The organism is Streptomyces sp. Da 82-17, assembly GCF_046098215.1.
Classification (GTDB): domain Bacteria; phylum Actinomycetota; class Actinomycetes; order Streptomycetales; family Streptomycetaceae; genus Streptomyces.
This window is the reverse complement of sequence record NZ_JBJURH010000018.1, coordinates 1-18508: the sequence shown is the minus strand read 5'-3', so window position 1 is coordinate 18508 and position 18508 is coordinate 1. Positions and strand designations below refer to the sequence as shown.

Sequence of the window (18508 nt, the reverse complement as noted above, 5' to 3'; positions counted from 1 at the left end):
GCATCCCTCGGGGTGCGGGCCCCAGCTGCATGCATTTTCGCAGGTATTGCACCGGAGACTGCCTCATCCGAACTTCTTTTGCATGCCGCTTGCGCCGGTAATTCACCTTTCTGAAACAGGTCGCCGGCTTCCATCTTTTGCTCGGCTCGTGTCTGTGATTCCTTATTCTGCTAATTTGCTGCGGGAATTCCTCGATGTGCGCCGTATCAAGGAAGGTTCTGAATGAACCCCACACGCACGAACAGTCGTTCCTCCCAAACGCGCAGAAACGGCGGTCACGCGTACCGTGCCACCGGGAGTTCGCCCCGGAGCAGCCGCTTCGCCTCGTCCGCACCGAGCCGCCCGGGCGGCTACGGCCGTCGGTCTGCCGCGGTGCAGGGAGAGTTCGCACCCCCGAAGACGATCACTCCGGCGCTCCCGGCGGTGGAGGCGTTCGCCGACCTCGGCATGCCCAAGGGCCTCATGGCCGCGCTCACGGCCCAGGGCCTGTCCGTCCCGTTCCCGATCCAGGGAGCCACGCTGCCGAACTCTCTGGCCGGCCGTGACGTCCTCGGCCGCGGACGCACCGGCTCCGGCAAGACCCTCGCCTTCGGCCTCGCTCTGCTGGCCCGGACAGCCGGACAGAGCGCCGAGCCCCGTCAGCCGCTGGCCCTGGTCCTCGTCCCCACCCGGGAACTCGCCCAGCAGGTCACCGATGCCCTCACCTCCTACGCCCGCGCCGTGAAACTGCGCCTGGCCACTGTCGTCGGCGGGATGCCGATCGGTCGGCAGGCGAACGCGCTGCGCAGCGGCGCCGAGGTCGTGGTGGCCACCCCGGGCCGTCTCCAGGACCTCGTCGACCGAGGCCACTGCCGACTGAACCACGTCGCGATCACCGTCCTCGACGAGGCAGACCAGATGGCCGACATGGGCTTCATGCCCCAGGTCACCCAGCTCCTGGACCAAGTCCGCCCCGAGGGTCAGCGCATGCTGTTCTCCGCGACCCTGGACCGCAACGTCGACCTTCTGGTCCGGCGCTACCTCACCGACCCCGTCGTCCACTCCGTGGACCCCTCTCAGGGCGCGGTCACCACGATGGAGCACCACGTCCTGCACGTCCACGGCGCCGACAAGCACCGTCTGACGACGCAGATCGCGGCACGCGACGGCCGGGTGATCATGTTCCTCGACACCAAGCACGCCGTGGACCGCCTCACCGAGGCCCTGCTCGGCTCCGGCGTCAGGGCTGCGGCCCTGCACGGCGGTAAGACCCAGGCGCAGCGCACCCGCACCCTCACCTGGTTCAAGACTGGGCACGTCACCGTCCTGGTCGCGACGAACGTCGCGGCGCGCGGCATCCACGTCGACCACCTCGACCTCGTCGTCAACGTGGACCCGCCGACCGACCACAAGGACTACCTCCACCGTGGCGGCCGTACCGCGCGCGCCGGCGAGTCCGGCAGCGTCGTCACCCTCGTCACCCCTCAGCAGCGCCGAGGCATGACCCGTCTCATGACCACTGCCGGCATCACGCCCCAGACCACCCCGGTCCGCCCCGGCGAGGAGGCGCTCGCACGGATCACCGGCGCCCGAACGCCCTCCGGTACCCCCGTGACCATCACCGAGCAGCGCAAGCGCGGCGCGACCGGCCGCGGCCGACGCGGGCCCGCAGCGACCGCCCGGCGCTCCGACGCGCGGCGTTCGGTCGTCGGCGCGGCGGCCTGAGCGCTACGTGATCCGGAAGCTGACCCATCTCCTCAGGAGGCATGTCGTGACGCTGGTCCAGATGCAGCCCCGCCCGACGCACCCCGTTCCTGCGCACCCGACGGCTGCCGACGCCATGGGCGCGGCCGGACCGCAGGTCACCGATGACATGACGGTCGAGGTAGCCCTCTCGGTCATGGTCGGGGCCCGCACCGAACACCTGCTCGTCTGCGATGGCGACGACCTGCGCATCGGCCTCGTCACCCGGGCGCAGCTCGTCACCGTCCGCGACAGCCCCGCCTACACCGACCGGCTCCGGCTGCGCGACCTCTCCCACGATGACGGGCCGTTCACCTCGGCCACCGCCATGGCGACCGGACATGCCGTACTGCCCGTCCGCGTCGTCGCGTCGTCCGTCGTGGGAGAGCAGGACGGCACCACGGGCGCCCCCATGCGCAATCCCGTGCTTGCGTGAACCGTCTCACCGCGGCTGGTCATCCCCTTCCTCTCGCTGTCGGGCATGAGGCGCTGTGTGATCGCGCGCTTCGGCTTCACCAAGAGCGGCATCCTGAGCTCCATGAAGGGCGTCAAAGCCGAGGAGACCGCCATGCGTCCGTGTTCGATCGGCCGCCGCACCCATCCCGACGGGCAGGTCGACCAGGTCGGGCCAACGGGCCCGTCGGCGGGCCCGATTCGATCCGGCGTGACTTCGTGCCGGCCGACGCCCGGCGGCCGTCTGACCCTCGCCTGAGGGCGGACGTGATCTGACGCCCCAACAGCCGAGAGGCCCGAACGGCACACGCCGTTCGGGCCTCTCGCGTATCGGTGGGTTGGTTACGCCTGAGGGCGAGGGCGCGGAGTCAGTGATCGGAGTAGCTGAAGTCGCCCATGCTCCAGGCGCTGACGTCGGCGATCGCGACGCGGTACATCCCGCCGGTCTCCGGGATCCCCACCGTGCCCTGAAGGATCCGCGCCATGTGGAAGTGCAGGTAGGCGGGCGGCCCGCCGTCGCGCGCCGTAGCGGTGAAGACGGGGGAGAACTCGCCCAGGCGGGCGGAGTCCGCCAGGACCTCTGACACCCGCTGCCTCCACACCGCTTCGGACGCCAGCCGCCCGGTGATGACAGCGCCACCGGTGACCACCGTCAGGGACATCTGGTTGCTCTGCCCGGACTCCACCAAAGTGGCGATGTCAACGAGCAGTTCGTCAGGCTTCGACATGGAAGCGGATCCTATTCACGTGGCGTTCCGCTCCTCAATCTGCCCCCGTTACCGAGCGAGAACGGCAGGCACCGGCCTCCCGTCAGAGGGCCGCCGGGTGCCGCGCTCGATGCGGCATGCCGATTGACGAGGCTGGCGCGGCCTCCGGCGCCGAGGTCGGGTGCGCATGTGCGGGGCCTGGGCGCTGGGGACCGTGTGAACAGACACTTCGATGCCACGGGTGCGCGCCGCCAGGCGCCCGCATCGCCGTTCGAGGTCGATTACCTCGCGACTGAATACTCGAAAATCTATGTTGGCCGCAGTAGACATTGGGTTGTGGTGTCGCTATGGTTTCTCTCGTAACCAGAGGGCAGACAGAAGGGCTCGGCAGAGACGAACTGCCGGGCGGCAGTACCTGAAGTCGCAGTGCGCAGGACGGTACGGCGGTGGAGTTCCGAAGCCAGGTTGGTTGCAGGACGGCGACGGGGCTGACGGCCGGACCGGGTGGCCCGCAGTGATCAGGGGCCGCCGCAGCGGGACCGCCGTCATGACATGGCGGATCCGGTTCCTGCGAGTGCGGTGCGCAGTACCCCGTTGGTAGGAAGTTGATCACTGAGGAAGAACGGAGGAACGAAGCACCATGAGGATCGCCCGGACGTAAGTCTCAAGTCCGGGTACCGCAGGACATCGATAGTGAGGTGGTCTCCGGTCAAGCAACCGCGATCCCCGTACTCCCGGCAGTGTGTGTGTCGGGCAGGCGGATACAGAGGGCCGACGTCGTATCAGGGTCGGCACGTGGTGTAAAAGTTCCTTCGGGGCCCTGGTGCCGTACGGCACCAGGGCCCCTCGACGCGTTCCAGAGAGAGGTGCAGATGACAGCAGATGACTCGTACGACCGGCTCGACGACGAGGACTACCCCGCCTACACGATGGGCCGGGCCGCCGAGATGCTCGGCACCACGCAGGGGTTCCTCCGCGCGATCGGCGAGGCCCGCCTGATCACACCGCTGCGCTCCGAGGGCGGCCACCGCCGCTACTCCCGCTACCAGCTACGCATCGCCGCCCGCGCACGCGAACTCGTCGACCAGGGCACGCCCGTCGAGGCGGCCTGCCGCATCATCGTCCTGGAAGACCAGCTCGAAGAAGCTCAGCGCATCAACGCGGAATATCGCCGCGCGGCCGAAGCGGCCGACCCGCCGACTGCAGGCTGAGACGGAGCCCACGGCTGTACCTCCGGCGATCCCGCTTCCATGCGGAGGAGCCCTTCTGGTGACGGGTGCTTGTCGAGGCGTTCGGCGACCGCGGACACGTGGAAGGTCTGCCCGTCGCCGACGGCCGGCCAGCCCAGGGTGATCTCGACGGCGTGGGCGGTGTCCTGCCGTACTGGTCGCAGACCTGCCTCGCGAGGTGCCAGGCGTCGCGCGTCAGTCCGGTGAGGCGCGGTCCTCGACGTTCTCCGTGACGGTCTCGCCGTCCGCGGGTCGGCGAATGTGGCCATGGCGCACGACCGCGCCCAGCCCGGTGGGCGGCGTGTCGGCTCGCACCTCCGAGACGGTGTAGGTGCGGGCGAGTGGCAGGGCCAGCCGGCCGGCGAGCGTGCCGACCGACCTGCCTCCAACAGGGCGCGGGCCAGCGCCTGCTGGGCCGCACGACGCTCGGCCCGCAGCTCCTCGTGCTCGCCCGGATAGGCATCGGTGAAGTGCGTGCGAGGGGTCTGCTCGAGAGCGTGGAACAGCTCGTCGAGCAGCAGCACGAGGCCGTCCTCCATCGCCCGGCCGGGTGCGCCGGACCAGCACCCGGTCAGCCGCCGCGGTGCCGCCACGTACGTGCGCAGCGTCACGTCCAGCGGCGGCCCCTCCTCGGCTCGCTGCACGGCCCGCTCGCGAAATCGGTCGGTAGTCCGGCGCGTCGCCCCGCCCGGCCGGCAAGCCGGCCCAGGAGCATCTCCAACGCGATCCGGCTGCCCTCCTCCGCCTCGACCGTCCGCAGATCCTCCGGCAGCTCCCCGAACCCCTCGACCCGCCGGTAGTCCTCGGCGACGCGACTGTGCCCCGGCTGGAGAACCTGCGCCAGGGCGCGGGCCGCGATACGGCGAGTGGCTTCCTGGGGAGTGACGGGAGTGAGGCTCACGCACGCATTCTCAACGAGCCGGGGCAGGGCCTGCGGGCGGCCCACCAGCCATCACAGCCAATACGTGGCAAGTCAGAGTGCCCGGTGAGTGGGATGGTCGGTGCGGTAGGTGGCATGGACGCGGACGTCACCGATGTGGTCGAGGGCGACATCGCGCGGTCCCTATGGAGGCGATGACCGGCCCGCAGGGAATACGACCCGTAACCGGATACCGCGCTTTCGGGGCGGCGCGCCAAGAGGGTGTGCCGCCGGTGCCCATTTCCTGCGCTGCGCGGCCTTTTAGACAAATCCGCCTGATCAATCTTCGGCGTCCGCCCTTCTCGGTGAGCGCGTCGACGGCGTCGAGCAAGGTGAGGTTGCCCCGGGCGAGGCTGCTCGAGAACGCGTTCAGGCACTTGAAGTTCTGCGGTGCGGCGGTCTATGAGGTGTCGAGGAGGCCCGTGTGTGGCCACTTGGCCACACGGCTGAGACGCGCACGCCTGGAGCGTCACTAGCCCGAACCCTGCCAGGTCTGCCCGCTTCCCTCCGAACCCGCCCTGGAACACGGCACCGAGGATGCGCGACTGGTCGGGCGCGTGTACCGACGAGCAGAGGGACCCGGTGGTACCCGGACTTAGACTGCCGGGTTGATCTTCGAACTGCGTGCCCAGGCCACGGGCCAGATAGGCCGACCGTCTGTGGCGAGCGATCGACGTGGTTGCGCAATCGAACCATGAGTTGGCGGAGCAGCCGAGTTGACTGCCGTGCCGATCGGAGTGGTTTGAGGCGGCATCTGAGGGACGTGGCGCCTGAGCTGGCAGGCTCCGGCGTATCGGTCTTGGCGAAAGGTTCACGGTGGGCTGCACCAACTGAAGCTGGTGCAGCCGGTAGTTGAGGAGCGCATCTGTATCTGCGGAGGCTGAGTTCGGGCAATTGGCAGGCTACGGTCCGGGATCGTGCGGGCCGACGCTTCTCCGCGACGTTCCCGCTGAAGGTGCAGGCCCGTGAGTGGGGTGTTGAGCGAGAGGCGAGTCTGTGCATCCGGGATCGTCGGGATCCGAGGGGAAGCGCGGTCAGGTTCCGAGACTGGCACGCACGGTGGTGGAACGCGAGGGTGGTCGCCCCGCGAGCAGCTATCAGGCGCCCGCTAAACTATGTGCAGTGCTCAGGCGGCTGTCCGGTGGAACGGTGACCCCTCCGTGCCTGTCGAGATCGGTAGTGAGGTCTGTAGTCGGCCGGTCCTAAGGTGCTGGCAAGGCGGCATCGCTTGACGCTCGTCTGACACTCAAAGGGGTGTCGGGCAGCTGGGTGAGCCCGAAAGTGCCGCCTGACCTGGTGTTTTAAGATGATCCGATTTTCAGACCTGTTTCCGATGACGCATCACTTGGAGTGCGTGGCGATCCTGGAGCCTGCCGACAAGGCGAAGTAGTGCCCCTGTAGGGCTCCTCTGCGGAGCCCGGCGGCAAGGCGCAGCGGCGCCTCTCCTCCTCGGCGTGCGGCTTTCTTCGGGAAGACGGACCATGAACCCGAGGAGCGGAGTAGCCGTGAGCCAAGAGATTCTCACTCCGGCCGCGGGCGATCTGGTCGTGCTGCGGGACGTCAACAAGCACTTCGGTGCGCTGCACGTCCTCCAGGACATCGGCCTGACGATCGCGCGCGGCGAGGTCGTCGTCGTCATCGGGCCGTCCGGGGGCGGGAAGTCCACGTTGTGCCGGGCCATCAACCGCCTGGAGACCATCGACTCGGGCGAGATCGTCATCGACGGCAAGCCCCTGCCCGCCGAGGGCCGTGAGCTGGCCGCGCTGCGGGCCGACGTGGGCATGGTGTTCCAGTCCTTCAACCTGTTCGCGCACAAGACCGTGCTCGACAACGTGACGCTCGGGCAGATCAGGGTGCGCAGGAAGGACAAGAAGGCCGCCGAGGAGCGGGCCCGGCAGTTGCTCGACCGGGTGGGCGTCGCCTCGCAGGCGGACAAGTACCCGGCGCAGCTCTCCGGCGGCCAGCAGCAGCGCGTCGCGATCGCCAGGGCGCTGGCCATGGACCCGAAGATCATGCTTTTCGACGAGCCGACCTCCGCGCTCGACCCCGAGATGATCAACGAGGTGCTCGAGGTGATGCAGCAGCTCGCCCGGGACGGCATGACCATGGTCGTCGTCACCCACGAGATGGGCTTCGCCCGGTCCGCGGCCAACCGCGTGGTGTTCATGGCGGACGGCCGCATCGTGGAGGAGACCACACCCGCCCAGTTCTTCACCGCCCCGAGCAGCGAGCGGGCCAAGGACTTCCTCTCCAAGATCCTGCACCATTGACAGACCAGCGTCACTGATACGAACGGCACCAGCACCACTGATACGAACGGCACCAGCACCACTGATACGAACGGCACCAGCATCACAGATACGAACGGCAGAGCAGCACCACTGATCCCGGGGGGCCTTCGGCACTAGGGAAGAGCACCATGAACGTTCACAAGGTCACCGTCGCGGCAGCCGCCGCAGTCGTGCTGTCCCTGACCGCCGCCGGCTGCGGCGGGGGCGATGACGGCGGCGGCTCGGGCTCCGGCTCGGGCGGCGACAAGATCACCATCGGCATCAAGTTCGACCAGCCGGGCGTCGGCCTGAAGACCCCGGACGGCAAGTACACCGGCTTCGACGTGGACGTGGCGACGTACGTGGCGAAGGAGCTGGGGCACGACGCCGGGGACATCGAGTGGAAGGAGGCGAAGAGCGCCGACCGCGAGACGCTGCTGCAGCGCGGCGACGTCGACTTCATCGCGGCCTCGTACTCGATCAACCCGGAGCGGGAGAAGAAGGTCGACTTCGCCGGGCCCTACCTCCTGGCGCACCAGGACGTGCTGGTCCGGGCGGACGACCAGTCCATCAAGAAGCCCGAGGACCTCAACAACAAGAAGCTCTGCTCGGTCACGGGCTCCACCTCGGCGCAGAACGTCAAGGCGGAGATCGCGCCGAAGGCCCAACTGCAGGAGTACGGCGGGTACTCGGAGTGCCTGACCGGCCTGGAGAACAAGGTCATCGACGCCCTGACCACCGACGACTCGATCCTCGCCGGTTACGCCTCGCAGCCCGAGCACAAGGGCAAGTTCCGGCTCGGCGGCTTCAAGCTGAGCAACGAGAACTACGGCATCGGCGTCAAGAAGGGCAGCGAACTCAAGGGGCAGATCAACACCGCCCTGCAGAAGATGGTCGAGGACGGCTCCTGGGACGCCGCCGTCAAGAAGAACTTCGGCCCGGCGAACTACAAGAACGAGCCCGCGCCGAAGATCGGCGTCATCGTCAAGTGAAGCGGGTGAGCCACGGCGCGCCGCCCGCCTGACGGCGGCGCGCGTCGCCCCTTCCCTCAGGTGGAAGGTCGGGAGAACGTGTTCGACTTCCTGGAGGGGTACGACCTCCTCGGCGCCTTCTGGGTGACCGTGCAGCTCACCCTGTACTCCGCGGTCGGCTCCCTGATCTGGGGCACGGTCCTCGCCGCCATGCGCGTCAGCCCCGTGCCCCTGATGCGGGGCTTCGGCACCGCGTACGTCAACGTGGTGCGGAACATCCCGCTCACCGTCGTCATCGTGTTCACCTCGCTCGGGCTGTTCCAGACGCTCGGTGTGACGCTCGGCGCGAAGGACTTCACGACGATCAACTTCCGGCTCGCCGTGCTCGGCCTGATCGCCTACACCTCGTCGTTCGTCTGCGAGGCGCTACGGTCCGGCATCAACACGGTGCCCGTCGGCCAGACCGAGGCGGCGCGGGCCATCGGCCTGAGCTTTCCGCAGGTGCTGCGGCTCATCGTGCTGCCGCAGGCCTTCCGTTCCGTGGTCGGCCCGCTCGCGAACGTACTGATCGCGCTGACCAAGAACACGACCGTGGCCGCGGCGATCGGGGTCGCCGAGGCGGCGCTGCTGATGCGGGAGATGATCGAGAACGAGGCCCAACTCATCCTGATCTCCGCCATCTTCGCGTTCGGATTCGTCTGCCTCACCCTCCCGACCGGGCTGTTCCTCGGCTGGGTGAGCAAGAAGGTGTCGGTGCGGCGATGAGAGCGCAGAACGTCCTGTACGACGTCCCGGGGCCGCGTGCCAAGCGCCGCAACGTCCTCTACACCGTGCTGTTCCTGGTCGCCCTCGGCGTCCTGGTCTGGTGGGTGGCGCAGAGCCTCGCCGACAAGAACCAGCTGGAGTGGGTCAAGTGGCGGCCCTTCTTCACGGACGCCCGCGCCTGGACCACGTATCTGCTGCCGGGCCTGAAGGACACGCTGGTCGCCGCCGCGCTGGCCATGGTGATCGCGCTGCCGCTCGGCGCGCTGTTCGGCATCGCCCGGCTCTCCGACCACTGGTGGGTACGCGGCCCGGCCGGTGCGGTCGTGGAGTTCTTCCGGGCCATCCCGGTGCTGATCCTGATGCTGTTCGCGAACGCGGCGTACTCCGAGTTCACCGACATCAGCCCCGACAGCCGGCCGCTGTACGCCGTGGTCACCGGGCTCGTTCTCTACAACGCCTCGGTGCTCGCGGAGATCGTACGGGCCGGGATCCTGTCCCTGCCGCGCGGCCAGACCGACGCGGCCAAGGCGATCGGCATGCGCAAGAACCAGGTCATGCGGCATGTGCTGCTGCCGCAGTCGGTGACGGCGATGCTGCCCGCGATCGTCAGCCAGCTGGTCGTCATCGTGAAGGACACCGCGCTCGGCGGCGCGCTGCTCGGCTTCTCCGAACTCCTCGCGTCCGTCCGGCCGATGAGCGCGAACTACGGGGCGAACACCATCGCCAGCTTCACGGTGGTCGCGGTCATCTTCGTCGTACTGAACTTCGCGCTCACCTCGTTCGCGAGCTGGCTGGAGGCGCGGCTGCGGCGCGGCAAGAAGTCCACGGGCGCGGTGGTCGGCGCGGACACGGTCGAGGAGCTGGCGACGCCGGGCGAGCACATGGGACGCGACGAACTGGGCCCGCCGGGGCCGGGCGACGGGGGCGGCAGACCCAGCGGGTGAGGGCCCGGTTCCGGTTCAAGGATGAACAGGGCGTACGAGAGGAACTGGTGCGGACCCGACGTGCCGGATACGTGGCGGTCGGCTCGCTGCGTGCGTACGGGGGGCGCGCCGCGCGGGTAGGCGTCCCGGATGTGTGTCTCACGCGGGGACTCTGCGGGCGGGTTTGCTGCTGTCAACTGCCGTGTGCGCCTTGCGACTTGGTGCACGGGCAGCTCGGGCGCCGCGCGGGCGGGCGCACGGTTCGCGGCGTGCGCCGCCGGGGCTTCGGTGTGCTGCGGTCGGCTCGTACGAACCGTTTGCCGTGGAACGGCTGCGGGGCAGTCTTGACGTGGCGGTACGCCCACATTCCCGAAACGGCGAGGTGGCACTGATGCCCGACAGGACTCCGGAACCGATCGCGACCTTCTGCGGCAAATGCGACTGCGGCTGCCCGCAGCTGTTCGTCGACGCCGAGGCGCCCGCGGACAAGCGCGTGCGCATCACCGACGACTTCGGTCAGCAGGTCCAGATGAGCGAGGACCAGTTCGCCGATCTGGTGGCCCAGGCCAAGGCCGGCGAACTCGACCGCATGGTCACGGCCTCGGCCTGAGCTGCGCATACGCGGACAGGCGCAGCTGCGGAACCCCGACGGCCCGCCCCTCGTGCGTGGGGGCGGGCCGTCGGGGTTCACGCGGAGGCCAGCAGCTCCCGCACCCGTGCGCACGCCGACGGGATCGGGCCGATCACCGGGACCGGGAAGCGGGCGCGCAGGGCCTCCGCGGACTCGCCGAGGGGGCCGCCGCCGATGATCACCGCTTCGGCGCCGTCCTCGGTGACGCAGGCCTCGACCGCCTCGGCCAGACGCTCCGTCATCTCCTCGGGCGACGCGGCGAGTCGGAGCGGGTCGCCGGGCGTGAGGCGGATGCCCGTGAACCGGTCGGCCCAGCCGAGCATGTCGACGCGGGCCGTGATCGCGTCGGTCAGACCGGGGGTCGTCGTCGCGATGCCGAAACGGCGGCCGGACGTGGCGGCCCCCGCCGTGCCGGCCCCCGCTGTGGCAACCCCGGCTGTCGCGGCCTCGGCCATCGCGGCCTCGGCGATGCCGACGACCGGCACGTCGGTGAGCGCGCGCAGCGCCTCCACGCCCGGGTCGCCGAACGCGCTCACCACGAACGCCCCGATCCGCGCGCCGTCGGGCCCGGCGAGCGCCTGCTGCGCGGCTCGTACGACCTGGGGCGCCGAGGCGCGGAGGGCGTCCTCGGTGACGAGCATCGCGGGGCCGTCGGCGACGGTGAGGCCGCGCACCTCGTAGCCGTCGTCGGGGCGCAGGGTGCGGCGGGCGATGGCGGTCATCATGGCCGTGGTGGCCTGCGAGGTGTTGGGGTTGATCAGGGCCACGAGCCCGTGGGGAACGGTCACTTGGTGCTCTCCGCCGTCGCGTCCGCCGCTGCTTCCGGTTCCTCCGGCGCCTCCGGCGACTCCTCCATGGACCTGCCGTACGTCTCCGGCGGGAACTGCACCGACACGGCGAGGCCCACGAAGAGTACGCCGAGCAGCGTGAACATCCCGGCCATGCCGTATGCGTCGAACGCGGCGCCGGCGAAGATCGGGGTGAGGCCGCCGGCGAGCGAGCCGAGGGCCAGGATGATCGACGTGCCGAACGCCCGTACGCGGGTGGGGAATTGCTCCGGCGCGAAGATCCAGATGGTGGTGTTGAGCGTGATGATGCAGCAGTTGACGAGCGCGCCCAGGGTGAGGATGAGCGCGACGTTCGACGCCAGGAACCCGAAGGCGAACGCGGCGGCGCAGCCGAGCCCGGCGGTGATGGTGAGGACGAGCTTGCGCGGTACGTAACGGGCCGCGGTGGACGCGATCAGCGCGCCGAGCAGCGAGCCGGACTGCATGACGAGCGTGAACACCAGGGACTTGGTGATGCTGTGGCCCTGCGCCACGAGGATCGTCGGCATCAGCGACAGGATGGAGATCTGCGCGCCGTACGACATGCAGACGGCGACGCCGAGGGACAGGGTGCGGCGGCGCAGCGCCCCGGCGAACACGTCGCGCAGGCGGTTGCGTTCGGGTACGACACGTTCGCCGGTCTCGACCGCGTCGATGAACCGCTCGGGTGCGCCGAGGTCGCCGCGGAGCCGGCCGGAGGCGAGGCGGTTGAGGACGAGGTTGGCCTCGTCGACCCGGCCGCGGGAGAGCAGATAGCGCGGGGTCTCGGGCACGTACCGCCGGTAGAAGAGCACCAGGAGCGCGGGTACGGCGAGCAGTCCGAACAGCCAGCGCCAGCGGTCGGGCCCGGTGAACACGGTGAAGACGAGGACCCCGAAGCCGGGCGCGAGCATGTTGCCGAGGCCGCCCGCCGTGACGTTGATGATGCCGACGGCGGTGCCGCGGTGCCGGGCCGCGAAGAACTCGGACATCATCGTCACGGCGATGGCGATCTCGCCGCCCAGGCCGAAACCGACGATGAACCGGCCGACCGCCACCACCCAGTAGACGGGGGCGAACGCGCAGATCAGCGCGCCGAGCGAGAACAGCAGCAGATTGACCGTCAGCATCGCGCGGCGGCCCATCTTGTCGCCGATGACGCCGGTCGTGAGCCGGCCGAGCGCGGCCGCGGTGAACGTGATCGTGTTGAGGAAGCCGAGCTCGGCGGCCGACGTCCCCCACGACTCCTGCAGCACGGGCCCGACCAACCCGACCGCGTTCTGTTCCAGCGCGTCGAAGAACACGCCGAGCAGCACCATCGCGCCGATCTGCTTGTGCGCACCGGTGACGCCGATCCGGTCGAGCGTGTCCTCCAGTTGGCGATGGCGGGGACTGACGTCCTGGGCGCTTCTCACCGGGGGAGCTTCCATGGTGGTCCTTCCGAGCAGGAACGGGACCCAAAAATGGAATACCATTTTCGGCAGACGGAAGCTTCATGTGTGGTTGTGGGCGGCGTCAAGGGGCGTGCGCGGCCGGCCTCAGCCCTTGATGGTCGACCAACCGCGGCGCCGATGGCCGCAGTTCGGGGACGGCGGGGGCAGCGTGAGCAGCCGCCTGACCTGTTCGCCGGCGTGCACCGCGTCGCGGGCCGTGGCCGGGAAGAGGAGGCGGAGGTCGCAGTGGCCCTCGCGGTACTCGCAGCGCAGCGTGATGCCGTGCCGGTCGACGGCGAGGGGCAGGGTCCGCCGGACGCCGTACGGGAGGCGGGAGCCGGAGCGGAGGAGCAGGTCGGTCACCATGTCGTCGTGCGCGTCGGCGAGATGGGTCAGCATCGCCGCTTCCTCGACGGCGAGCGGATCGGCCTCCGCGAGGGCGTACTCGTCCAGGCCCACCTCGTGCGTGCCGGTCGGCGTGCGCAGGGTGACGCGCGCCAGGTCGAGCCGGAGTGAGCCGTCGTCGGCCGGGGTGAGCCAGCCGGAGATGGTGACGCGCGCCCGCACGCGGTCGCGGAGCGCGGTCGGCGCGATGTCGGTGAAGTCGAGGAGCGCGGCGAGCGTGCCGCGGGGCGCCGTGGCGATCTGTGCGGCGAGCGGGGTGTCGGGCTGTGGGTGCAGGGTGATCTGCCCCTTGCTGCCGACCGAGTGCATGCCGATGAGGTCGTAGTCCTGCCCGTCCGTGGTCAGGGACAGGGAGACGGCCTGGGCGAGGAGGGAGCGTACGCGCTCCGCGGCGGTCTGCTCGGGCAGTTCGGGGTCTGCGGCGGCGCTCACGGTGAACTCCTTGCGGGGCGGGGCAGGTCGGGGCCGAAGAGGGGTCGCCGCAGAGCAGCCCGGACGACCCCTCTCCTCGGTGAGGTAAGGCTAACCTAACTTTCCCTTCGGGGTTCGTCCATGCTCACGCCCCGACCGGATCCCCCGCCCCCGGCGCGTCCAACGGCGTCAGCCCCGTCGCCCACACCCGCCCGTACACCGACAGGTCCCGCAGGTGGGCCGTGATCTGTTCCGCCGTGTAGCCGGTGTCCGACTCGACCCACCAGGACAGCAGGGCGATCAACTCGCCGGTCCAGGCGCGGGCGACCACGTCCAGGGGGACGCGGGGCGTCACGCCGAGCTGCTCGGTGCGTTCCCGGAAGAGGGCCTCCGCCTTGGCGCGGATCAGGTCGGTGAACTCGCGCAGCGCTCGGCCGTCGCCCTCGCCGCGGAGGATCACCCGGTAGACGGGGCGCTCCTGTTCGGCGTGCTGGAAGATGTACAGCACCGGCAGGCCCGTGAAGCCCTGCTCCCTGGCCTGTTCGACGGCGGGCAGCAGGCGTTCGCGGTCCTGCGCGAGGTCCTGCACGATGCCGATCAGCAGGTCCTCCTTGTCCCGGTAGTGCGCGTAGAACGTGGCCCTGCCGATGTCCGCGCGGTCGGTGATCTCCTCGACCGTGATCGCGTGGAACCCCTTCTCCAGGACCAGTTCGACCAGGGCCGTGCGCAGGGCGGCGCGGGTCCTGCGTACGCGGCGGTCGCCGAGCGGCTTGCCCGTCCCGGTCGCGGGGCGTTCGGCCGCCGCTTCGGCTGCGCGCTTCTTCTGCACGTGGATTCCTCTTCGGTGAGCGGTGATTCCGGCCCGGCTCGGCCCGGCCCTGCCCGGTTCGCCGGCCGGCCGTCGGCTCCGGGCCGTTGACCCGACCCTAACGCCGGCCTTACGTTGCCACACGCCAAGCTAGATACGAGACATTCTGTTCAGTAACTCGATGGGGAGCCATTTCATGAACCTGGGGCGTTTCCTGCGCCGTACCGCCACCCAGCAGCCCGGAGCCGAAGCCGTCGTCTGCGGCGAGAGCAGGCTCAGCTACGCCGAACTCGACGAGCAGAGCGACCGGCTCGCCGTCGCCCTGCGCGAACTCGGCGTCGGCCCCGGCGGCCGCGTCGCCACCCTGGCCGCCAACCGGGTCGAGCTCGTCGTCACCGAAATCGCCCTCTACAAGGCCGGGTTGACCCGGGTGCCGATCAACGCACGGCTCGGCGCCGCCGAGGTCGCCCACCTGCTGCGCGAGTCCGACGCCACCGCACTCCTCCTCGACGCCGCCCACCTGGACGCGGCCCGCGAAGCCGTGCCGGGAAGCGGCGTGAAGGTCGTCGTCGGGTACGACGGGGAGAGTGACCTCGGACCCGGATACCTGGACACACTGTCCCGTAACGAGCGGGAGCCGGTCGATGTGGAGTGCTCCGAGGACGACATCGCCGTCCTGCACTTCACCTCCGGCTCCACCGGCCGACTCAAGGCCGCGACCCAGACGTACGGCAACCGCCTCGCCCTGATGCGGAAGACCGTGATGAGCGCCGACGCCCGCGTCGGCCGCGGCGACCGGCAGATCCTCGCCGGGCCCGTCACGCACGCCTCCGGCATGCCGCTCATGGGGACCTTCTTCGCCGGCGGCTGCGCGATCGTCATGCCCCGCTGGGACGCCGCCGAGTTCCTCGCCACCGTCCAACGCGAGCGCGCCACCCACGCGTTCGTCGTCCCCACCATGGTCAACGCCGTGCTCGCGCTGCCCGACGCCCGCGCCTACGACCTGTCCAGCCTGCGCCGGCTCGTCTACGGGGCCGCGCCCATGTCACCGCGGCGCATCCGCGAGGCCTGGGAACTGTTCGGGCCGGTCCTCGCGCAGGGCTACGGCTGCGGCGAGACCACCTCCGGCGTCCTGTTCCTCACCACCGACGACCACCGCCGCGCCATCGAGGGCGACGACGAGGAACTGCTCCTTTCCTGCGGCCGCGCCCAGGCCGAGGCCGAGGTCGCGATCGTCGACGACGCCGGAACTCCCGTACCGGACGGGGAGATCGGCGAGATCGCCGTCCGCGGGCCCGACGTCGTGCCCGGCTACCTCGACGCGCCCGAGCTGACCGCCGAGTCGTTCCGCGACGGCTGGTTCCGCACCGGGGACCTGGCCCGGCGCCGGGCCGACGGCTACGTCTTCATCGTCGACCGCAAGAAAGACATGATCATCTCCGGCGGGTTCAACATCTACGCCGTCGAGGTCGAGTCCGTCCTGCACCAGCACCCCGACGTGTACGAGGCCGCCGTCGTCGGCGTCCCCGACGAGCAGTGGGGCGAGGCCGTCAAAGCGGTCGTCGTGCCGCGCGCGGGGGCCGTGCTCGACGCGGCCGAGGTCGTCGACTTCTGCGCCGCACGCCTCGCCCGCATCAAGAAGCCGCGCTCCGTGGACATCGTCGACGCCCTGCCGCACAACCCCAACGGCAAGATCGACCGCCGCGCGATCCGCGAACCGTACTGGGCCGGCGCGGCCCGCCGAGTCCACTGAACGCTCATCCTCGCGCGAACCGCCCGCCCCCGCTGGGCCCTTCGCCTCCCTCGCCCTTCTCCGAAGAGGAACACCCCGTGCCGTACACCCTCGAACCCTCCTACGACGACAACCCCCGCCTCCAGGACCTGGTCGTACGCCTCCGCGCGTACCTCGCCGACGAGCTCGTCCCGTACGAGCGGGAGCACGGCATCACCCCGGAGAGCCCGCTCGAGAGGGCCACCCTCGAAAAGGTGTGGAAGCGCAGCCGGGAACTCGGGTTCTACGGCGTCAGCCTGCCCGCGGAACTCGGCGGGCAAGGCCTCAGCCTCACCGAACTCTGCGCACTCAAAGAGGAGTTGACCGCCTCCGGCGCCGCGCTCTCGCACTCCGTCCTCGGCGACATGGGCGGGCCGCTGCGCGTCGGGGCGATCGTCAAGTACGCGACCCCGGAACAGCTGGAGCGGTACCTGCTGCCCGTCGTGCGCGGCGAGCGCGCCTGCTGCTTCTCGATCACCGAGCAGGACGCCGGCTCCGACGTGCGCCGGATGACGACCACCGCGACGCCGACCCCGGACGGGGAGGCGTACGTCCTCGACGGGCACAAGGTGTTCTCGTCCGCCGCGCCGTTCGCGGACTTCGCGATCGTCGTCGCGCGGATGGCCGGGACCGAGGAGGCCTACAGCGCGTTCCTCGTCGACCTCGACAGCCCCGGATGCCGCGTCCTCGACGGCGAAGTGCCCATGTCCGGGCAGCGCATGGAGGGCGACATCGTCCTCGACGGCTGCCGGGTGCCCGCCGCCAACCTCCTCGGCGAGATCGGACAGGGCCTGCGCATCGGCATCGGGCGCATCACCCTCAACCGGCTGCTGCACTGCCCGTCCCTGATCGGCGCCGCCCGCCGCGCCTGGGACCTGTCCGTCGCGTACGCCAAGGAACGCGTCGCCTTCGGGCAGCCGCTGCTCGGCCTCCAGGCGATCCAGCACAAGCTCGCCGACATGGCGACCGAGCTGTACGCGGCGCGGTCCATGGTGACGGCGACGGCGGTCCGCGCGGACCGGGGCGAGAACATCTCCGTCGAGGCCAACATGTGCAAGCTGTTCACCTCCGAGGCCTGCTTCCGGGTCGCCGACCAGGCGGTCCAGATCCACGGCAAGGCGGGGCTGACACGGGGGCACGAGGTCGAGCAGATCTTCCGCAGTCTGCGGATGTTCCGGATCGTCACGGGGACGTCGGAGATTCATCGGAATGCGGTTGCCAAGGGGTTGGTCTGAGCGGGGGAGCTACGTACGGGGGCGCGCCGCCCCCGGGCCCCGCCCGGACTTACGGTGCGGTCTTCGGCCTCGTACTGCCTGGCGGCGGGACGGGGGTGGGCCCTGCGGGCACGCGGTCAAGTGCCGGCCGAGGACGGTTCGTTCACCCCACCCCGCCCCTTCCCGAAAGCCTGCGGCGCCGCTGATCGCGCCGGGGCGCTCGTCCTCAAACGCCGGACGGGCTCGGGGGGTGCCCGTGCAGCAGCCCCTGGGCGGCCAGGCGGGGGAGGTTGTGCCTTGGCGCCGGGAGCGGGGCGGGGGGCTCGGCCTCGGCGCTGTTGGTTGGGCTGTGGTGCTCGTGCTCAAGTGCTGGATGGGCTGGGGGTGTTGTGGGGTGTGCCTCGGCCTGGTCTTGCCGGGAGCCTGTGGCGCTGTTGATCGCGCCGGGGCGCTCGTCCTCAAACGCCGGACGGGCTCGGGGGGTGCCTGTGCAGCAGCCCCTGGGCGGCCAGGCGGGGGAGGTTGTGCCTTGGCGCCGGGAGCGGGGCGGGGTGCTCGGCCTCGGCGCTGTTGGTTGGGCTGTGGTGCTCGTGCTCAAGTGCTGGATGGGTTGGGGGTGTTGTGGGGTGTGCCTCGGCCTGGTCTTGCTGGGAGCCTGTGGCGCTGTTGATCGCGCCGGGGCGCTCGTCCTCAAGCGCCGGACGGGCTCGGGGTGCCTGTGTGCTGGACTGGCTGGGTGGTGCCTGCTGGGCCTCGGGGAGGGCGGGCCTGTGGATTCGTCCTCGGCATGGTGGGCGTGCTGAGGTGTTCGGCCTTGGAGGCCGGTCGGGCGGCGTGCCTCAGCCAGGCCCTTCCTCCGCGCCCCGGTTCGGCCTCAAGTGCCGGGCGGCGAAGGGCGGTTGTGACTCGGTTTCGGAAGCGGGGGGGGGGCGGGGGTGCTCGGCCTCGGCGCTGTTGGTTGGGCTCAGCCGTGGGTCGCCCCAAGCGGCGGGCGAGGGGCGGGTGTTGTCTCGGTCTCGGCTTCAAGTGCCGGGCGGGCTTGGGGGCGTGGGCCCGGAGGTCTCCCGGTC

At 70.2% G+C, this 18508-nt stretch carries 17 protein-coding genes; 11 read left to right on the top strand and 6 right to left on the bottom strand.

Going from position 1 to position 18508, the window contains the following annotated elements:
• Positions 1-222: 222 nt before the first annotated feature.
• From ACIDOF_RS26725 to ACIDOF_RS26715, 3 genes are read left to right on the top strand one after another with little or no spacing between them, the layout of a single operon-like run.
• Positions 223-1704 (top strand): DEAD/DEAH box helicase, encoded by a 1482-nt coding sequence (locus tag ACIDOF_RS26725; RefSeq protein ID WP_409008657.1) that lies wholly within the window; start codon positions 223-225, stop codon positions 1702-1704.
• A 46-nt stretch (positions 1705-1750) separates the two neighbouring features.
• Positions 1751-2158 carry a CBS domain-containing protein gene (locus ACIDOF_RS26720; RefSeq protein WP_409008656.1) on the top strand — a complete coding sequence of 136 codons (408 nt, stop codon included), beginning with the start codon at positions 1751-1753 and terminating at the stop codon, positions 2156-2158.
• Between the two features lie 57 nt (positions 2159-2215).
• A complete protein-coding gene (locus ACIDOF_RS26715) occupies positions 2216-2434 on the top strand; it encodes a hypothetical protein (RefSeq protein ID WP_409008655.1) in 219 nt (72 codons plus the stop codon).
• Positions 2435-2543: 109 nt separating this feature from the next.
• Here the strand turns inward: ACIDOF_RS26715 and ACIDOF_RS26710 are convergent, their stop codons facing one another.
• Positions 2544-2903, bottom strand: coding sequence for a hypothetical protein (locus ACIDOF_RS26710; RefSeq protein ID WP_409008654.1), 360 nt, complete (start codon positions 2901-2903; stop codon positions 2544-2546).
• 851 nt (positions 2904-3754) lie between these two features.
• Here ACIDOF_RS26710 and ACIDOF_RS26705 point away from each other — a divergent pair.
• Positions 3755-4093, top strand: coding sequence for a MerR family transcriptional regulator (locus ACIDOF_RS26705; RefSeq protein ID WP_409008653.1), 339 nt, complete (start codon positions 3755-3757; stop codon positions 4091-4093).
• A 625-nt stretch (positions 4094-4718) separates the two neighbouring features.
• Here ACIDOF_RS26705 and ACIDOF_RS26700 read toward each other — a convergent pair.
• On the bottom strand, positions 4719-5012 hold the full coding sequence (locus ACIDOF_RS26700) for a hypothetical protein (protein WP_409008652.1): 294 nt from the start codon (positions 5010-5012) through the stop codon (positions 4719-4721).
• Positions 5013-6511: 1499 nt separating this feature from the next.
• On the opposite strand from ACIDOF_RS26700, the gene ACIDOF_RS26695 reads away from it, so the two are divergent.
• From ACIDOF_RS26695 to ACIDOF_RS26675, 5 genes are all read left to right on the top strand, one after another.
• Positions 6512-7300, top strand: coding sequence for an amino acid ABC transporter ATP-binding protein (locus ACIDOF_RS26695; protein ID WP_409008651.1), 789 nt, complete (start codon positions 6512-6514; stop codon positions 7298-7300).
• A 149-nt stretch (positions 7301-7449) separates the two neighbouring features.
• Positions 7450-8292, top strand: coding sequence for a glutamate ABC transporter substrate-binding protein (locus tag ACIDOF_RS26690; protein WP_409008650.1), 843 nt, complete (start codon positions 7450-7452; stop codon positions 8290-8292).
• Between the two features lie 78 nt (positions 8293-8370).
• On the top strand, positions 8371-9036 hold the full coding sequence (locus ACIDOF_RS26685) for an amino acid ABC transporter permease (RefSeq protein WP_409008649.1): 666 nt from the start codon (positions 8371-8373) through the stop codon (positions 9034-9036).
• Positions 9033-9980 carry an amino acid ABC transporter permease gene (locus ACIDOF_RS26680; protein ID WP_409008648.1) on the top strand — a complete coding sequence of 316 codons (948 nt, stop codon included), beginning with the start codon at positions 9033-9035 and terminating at the stop codon, positions 9978-9980. Before ACIDOF_RS26685 ends, ACIDOF_RS26680 begins: the two co-directional genes overlap by 4 nt.
• 370 nt (positions 9981-10350) lie before the next feature.
• The gene (locus tag ACIDOF_RS26675; RefSeq protein WP_409008647.1) at positions 10351-10569 is read left to right on the top strand and encodes a hypothetical protein; all 219 of its coding nucleotides are present in this window, start codon (positions 10351-10353) and stop codon (positions 10567-10569) included.
• A gap of 77 nt (positions 10570-10646) precedes the next feature.
• Here ACIDOF_RS26675 and ACIDOF_RS26670 read toward each other — a convergent pair whose 3' ends face one another.
• From ACIDOF_RS26670 to ACIDOF_RS26655, 4 genes are all read right to left on the bottom strand, one after another.
• Entirely contained in the window at positions 10647-11378 is a 732-nt protein-coding gene (locus tag ACIDOF_RS26670) for an aspartate/glutamate racemase family protein (RefSeq protein WP_409008646.1), read from the bottom strand.
• Positions 11375-12811: an MFS transporter gene (locus ACIDOF_RS26665; protein ID WP_409008645.1), complete on the bottom strand. Its 1437-nt coding sequence runs from the start codon at positions 12809-12811 to the stop codon at positions 11375-11377. The genes ACIDOF_RS26670 and ACIDOF_RS26665 overlap by 4 nt, the downstream gene beginning before the upstream one ends.
• 123 nt (positions 12812-12934) lie before the next feature.
• A complete protein-coding gene (locus ACIDOF_RS26660) occupies positions 12935-13666 on the bottom strand; it encodes a DUF2470 domain-containing protein (protein WP_409008644.1) in 732 nt (243 codons plus the stop codon).
• A 124-nt stretch (positions 13667-13790) separates the two neighbouring features.
• On the bottom strand, positions 13791-14474 hold the full coding sequence (locus ACIDOF_RS26655) for a TetR/AcrR family transcriptional regulator (protein WP_409008643.1): 684 nt from the start codon (positions 14472-14474) through the stop codon (positions 13791-13793).
• Positions 14475-14649: 175 nt separating this feature from the next.
• Here ACIDOF_RS26655 and ACIDOF_RS26650 point away from each other — a divergent pair, with 175 nt between their 5' ends.
• Positions 14650-16206: an acyl-CoA synthetase gene (locus ACIDOF_RS26650; RefSeq protein WP_409008642.1), complete on the top strand. Its 1557-nt coding sequence runs from the start codon at positions 14650-14652 to the stop codon at positions 16204-16206.
• 77 nt (positions 16207-16283) lie between these two features.
• Complete coding sequence (locus ACIDOF_RS26645) at positions 16284-17459, top strand: acyl-CoA dehydrogenase family protein (protein ID WP_409008641.1); 1176 nt, start codon at positions 16284-16286, stop codon at positions 17457-17459.
• The last annotated feature ends 1049 nt before the right edge of the window (positions 17460-18508 follow it).

Bases quoted from the DNA above. Each gene is read 5' to 3' on its own strand.
- ACIDOF_RS26725 (WP_409008657.1), top strand. From the start codon at position 223: ATGAACCCCACACGCACGAACAGTCGTTCCTCCCAAACGCGCAGAAAC.
- ACIDOF_RS26710 (WP_409008654.1), bottom strand. From the start codon at position 2,903: ATGTCGAAGCCTGACGAACTGCTCGTTGACATCGCCACTTTGGTGGAG.
- ACIDOF_RS26705 (WP_409008653.1), top strand. From the start codon at position 3,755: ATGACAGCAGATGACTCGTACGACCGGCTCGACGACGAGGACTACCCC.
- ACIDOF_RS26695 (WP_409008651.1), top strand. From the start codon at position 6,512: ATGAACCCGAGGAGCGGAGTAGCCGTGAGCCAAGAGATTCTCACTCCG.
- ACIDOF_RS26690 (WP_409008650.1), top strand. From the start codon at position 7,450: ATGAACGTTCACAAGGTCACCGTCGCGGCAGCCGCCGCAGTCGTGCTG.
- ACIDOF_RS26680 (WP_409008648.1), top strand. From the start codon at position 9,033: ATGAGAGCGCAGAACGTCCTGTACGACGTCCCGGGGCCGCGTGCCAAG.
- ACIDOF_RS26675 (WP_409008647.1), top strand. From the start codon at position 10,351: ATGCCCGACAGGACTCCGGAACCGATCGCGACCTTCTGCGGCAAATGC.
- ACIDOF_RS26650 (WP_409008642.1), top strand. From the start codon at position 14,650: ATGAACCTGGGGCGTTTCCTGCGCCGTACCGCCACCCAGCAGCCCGGA.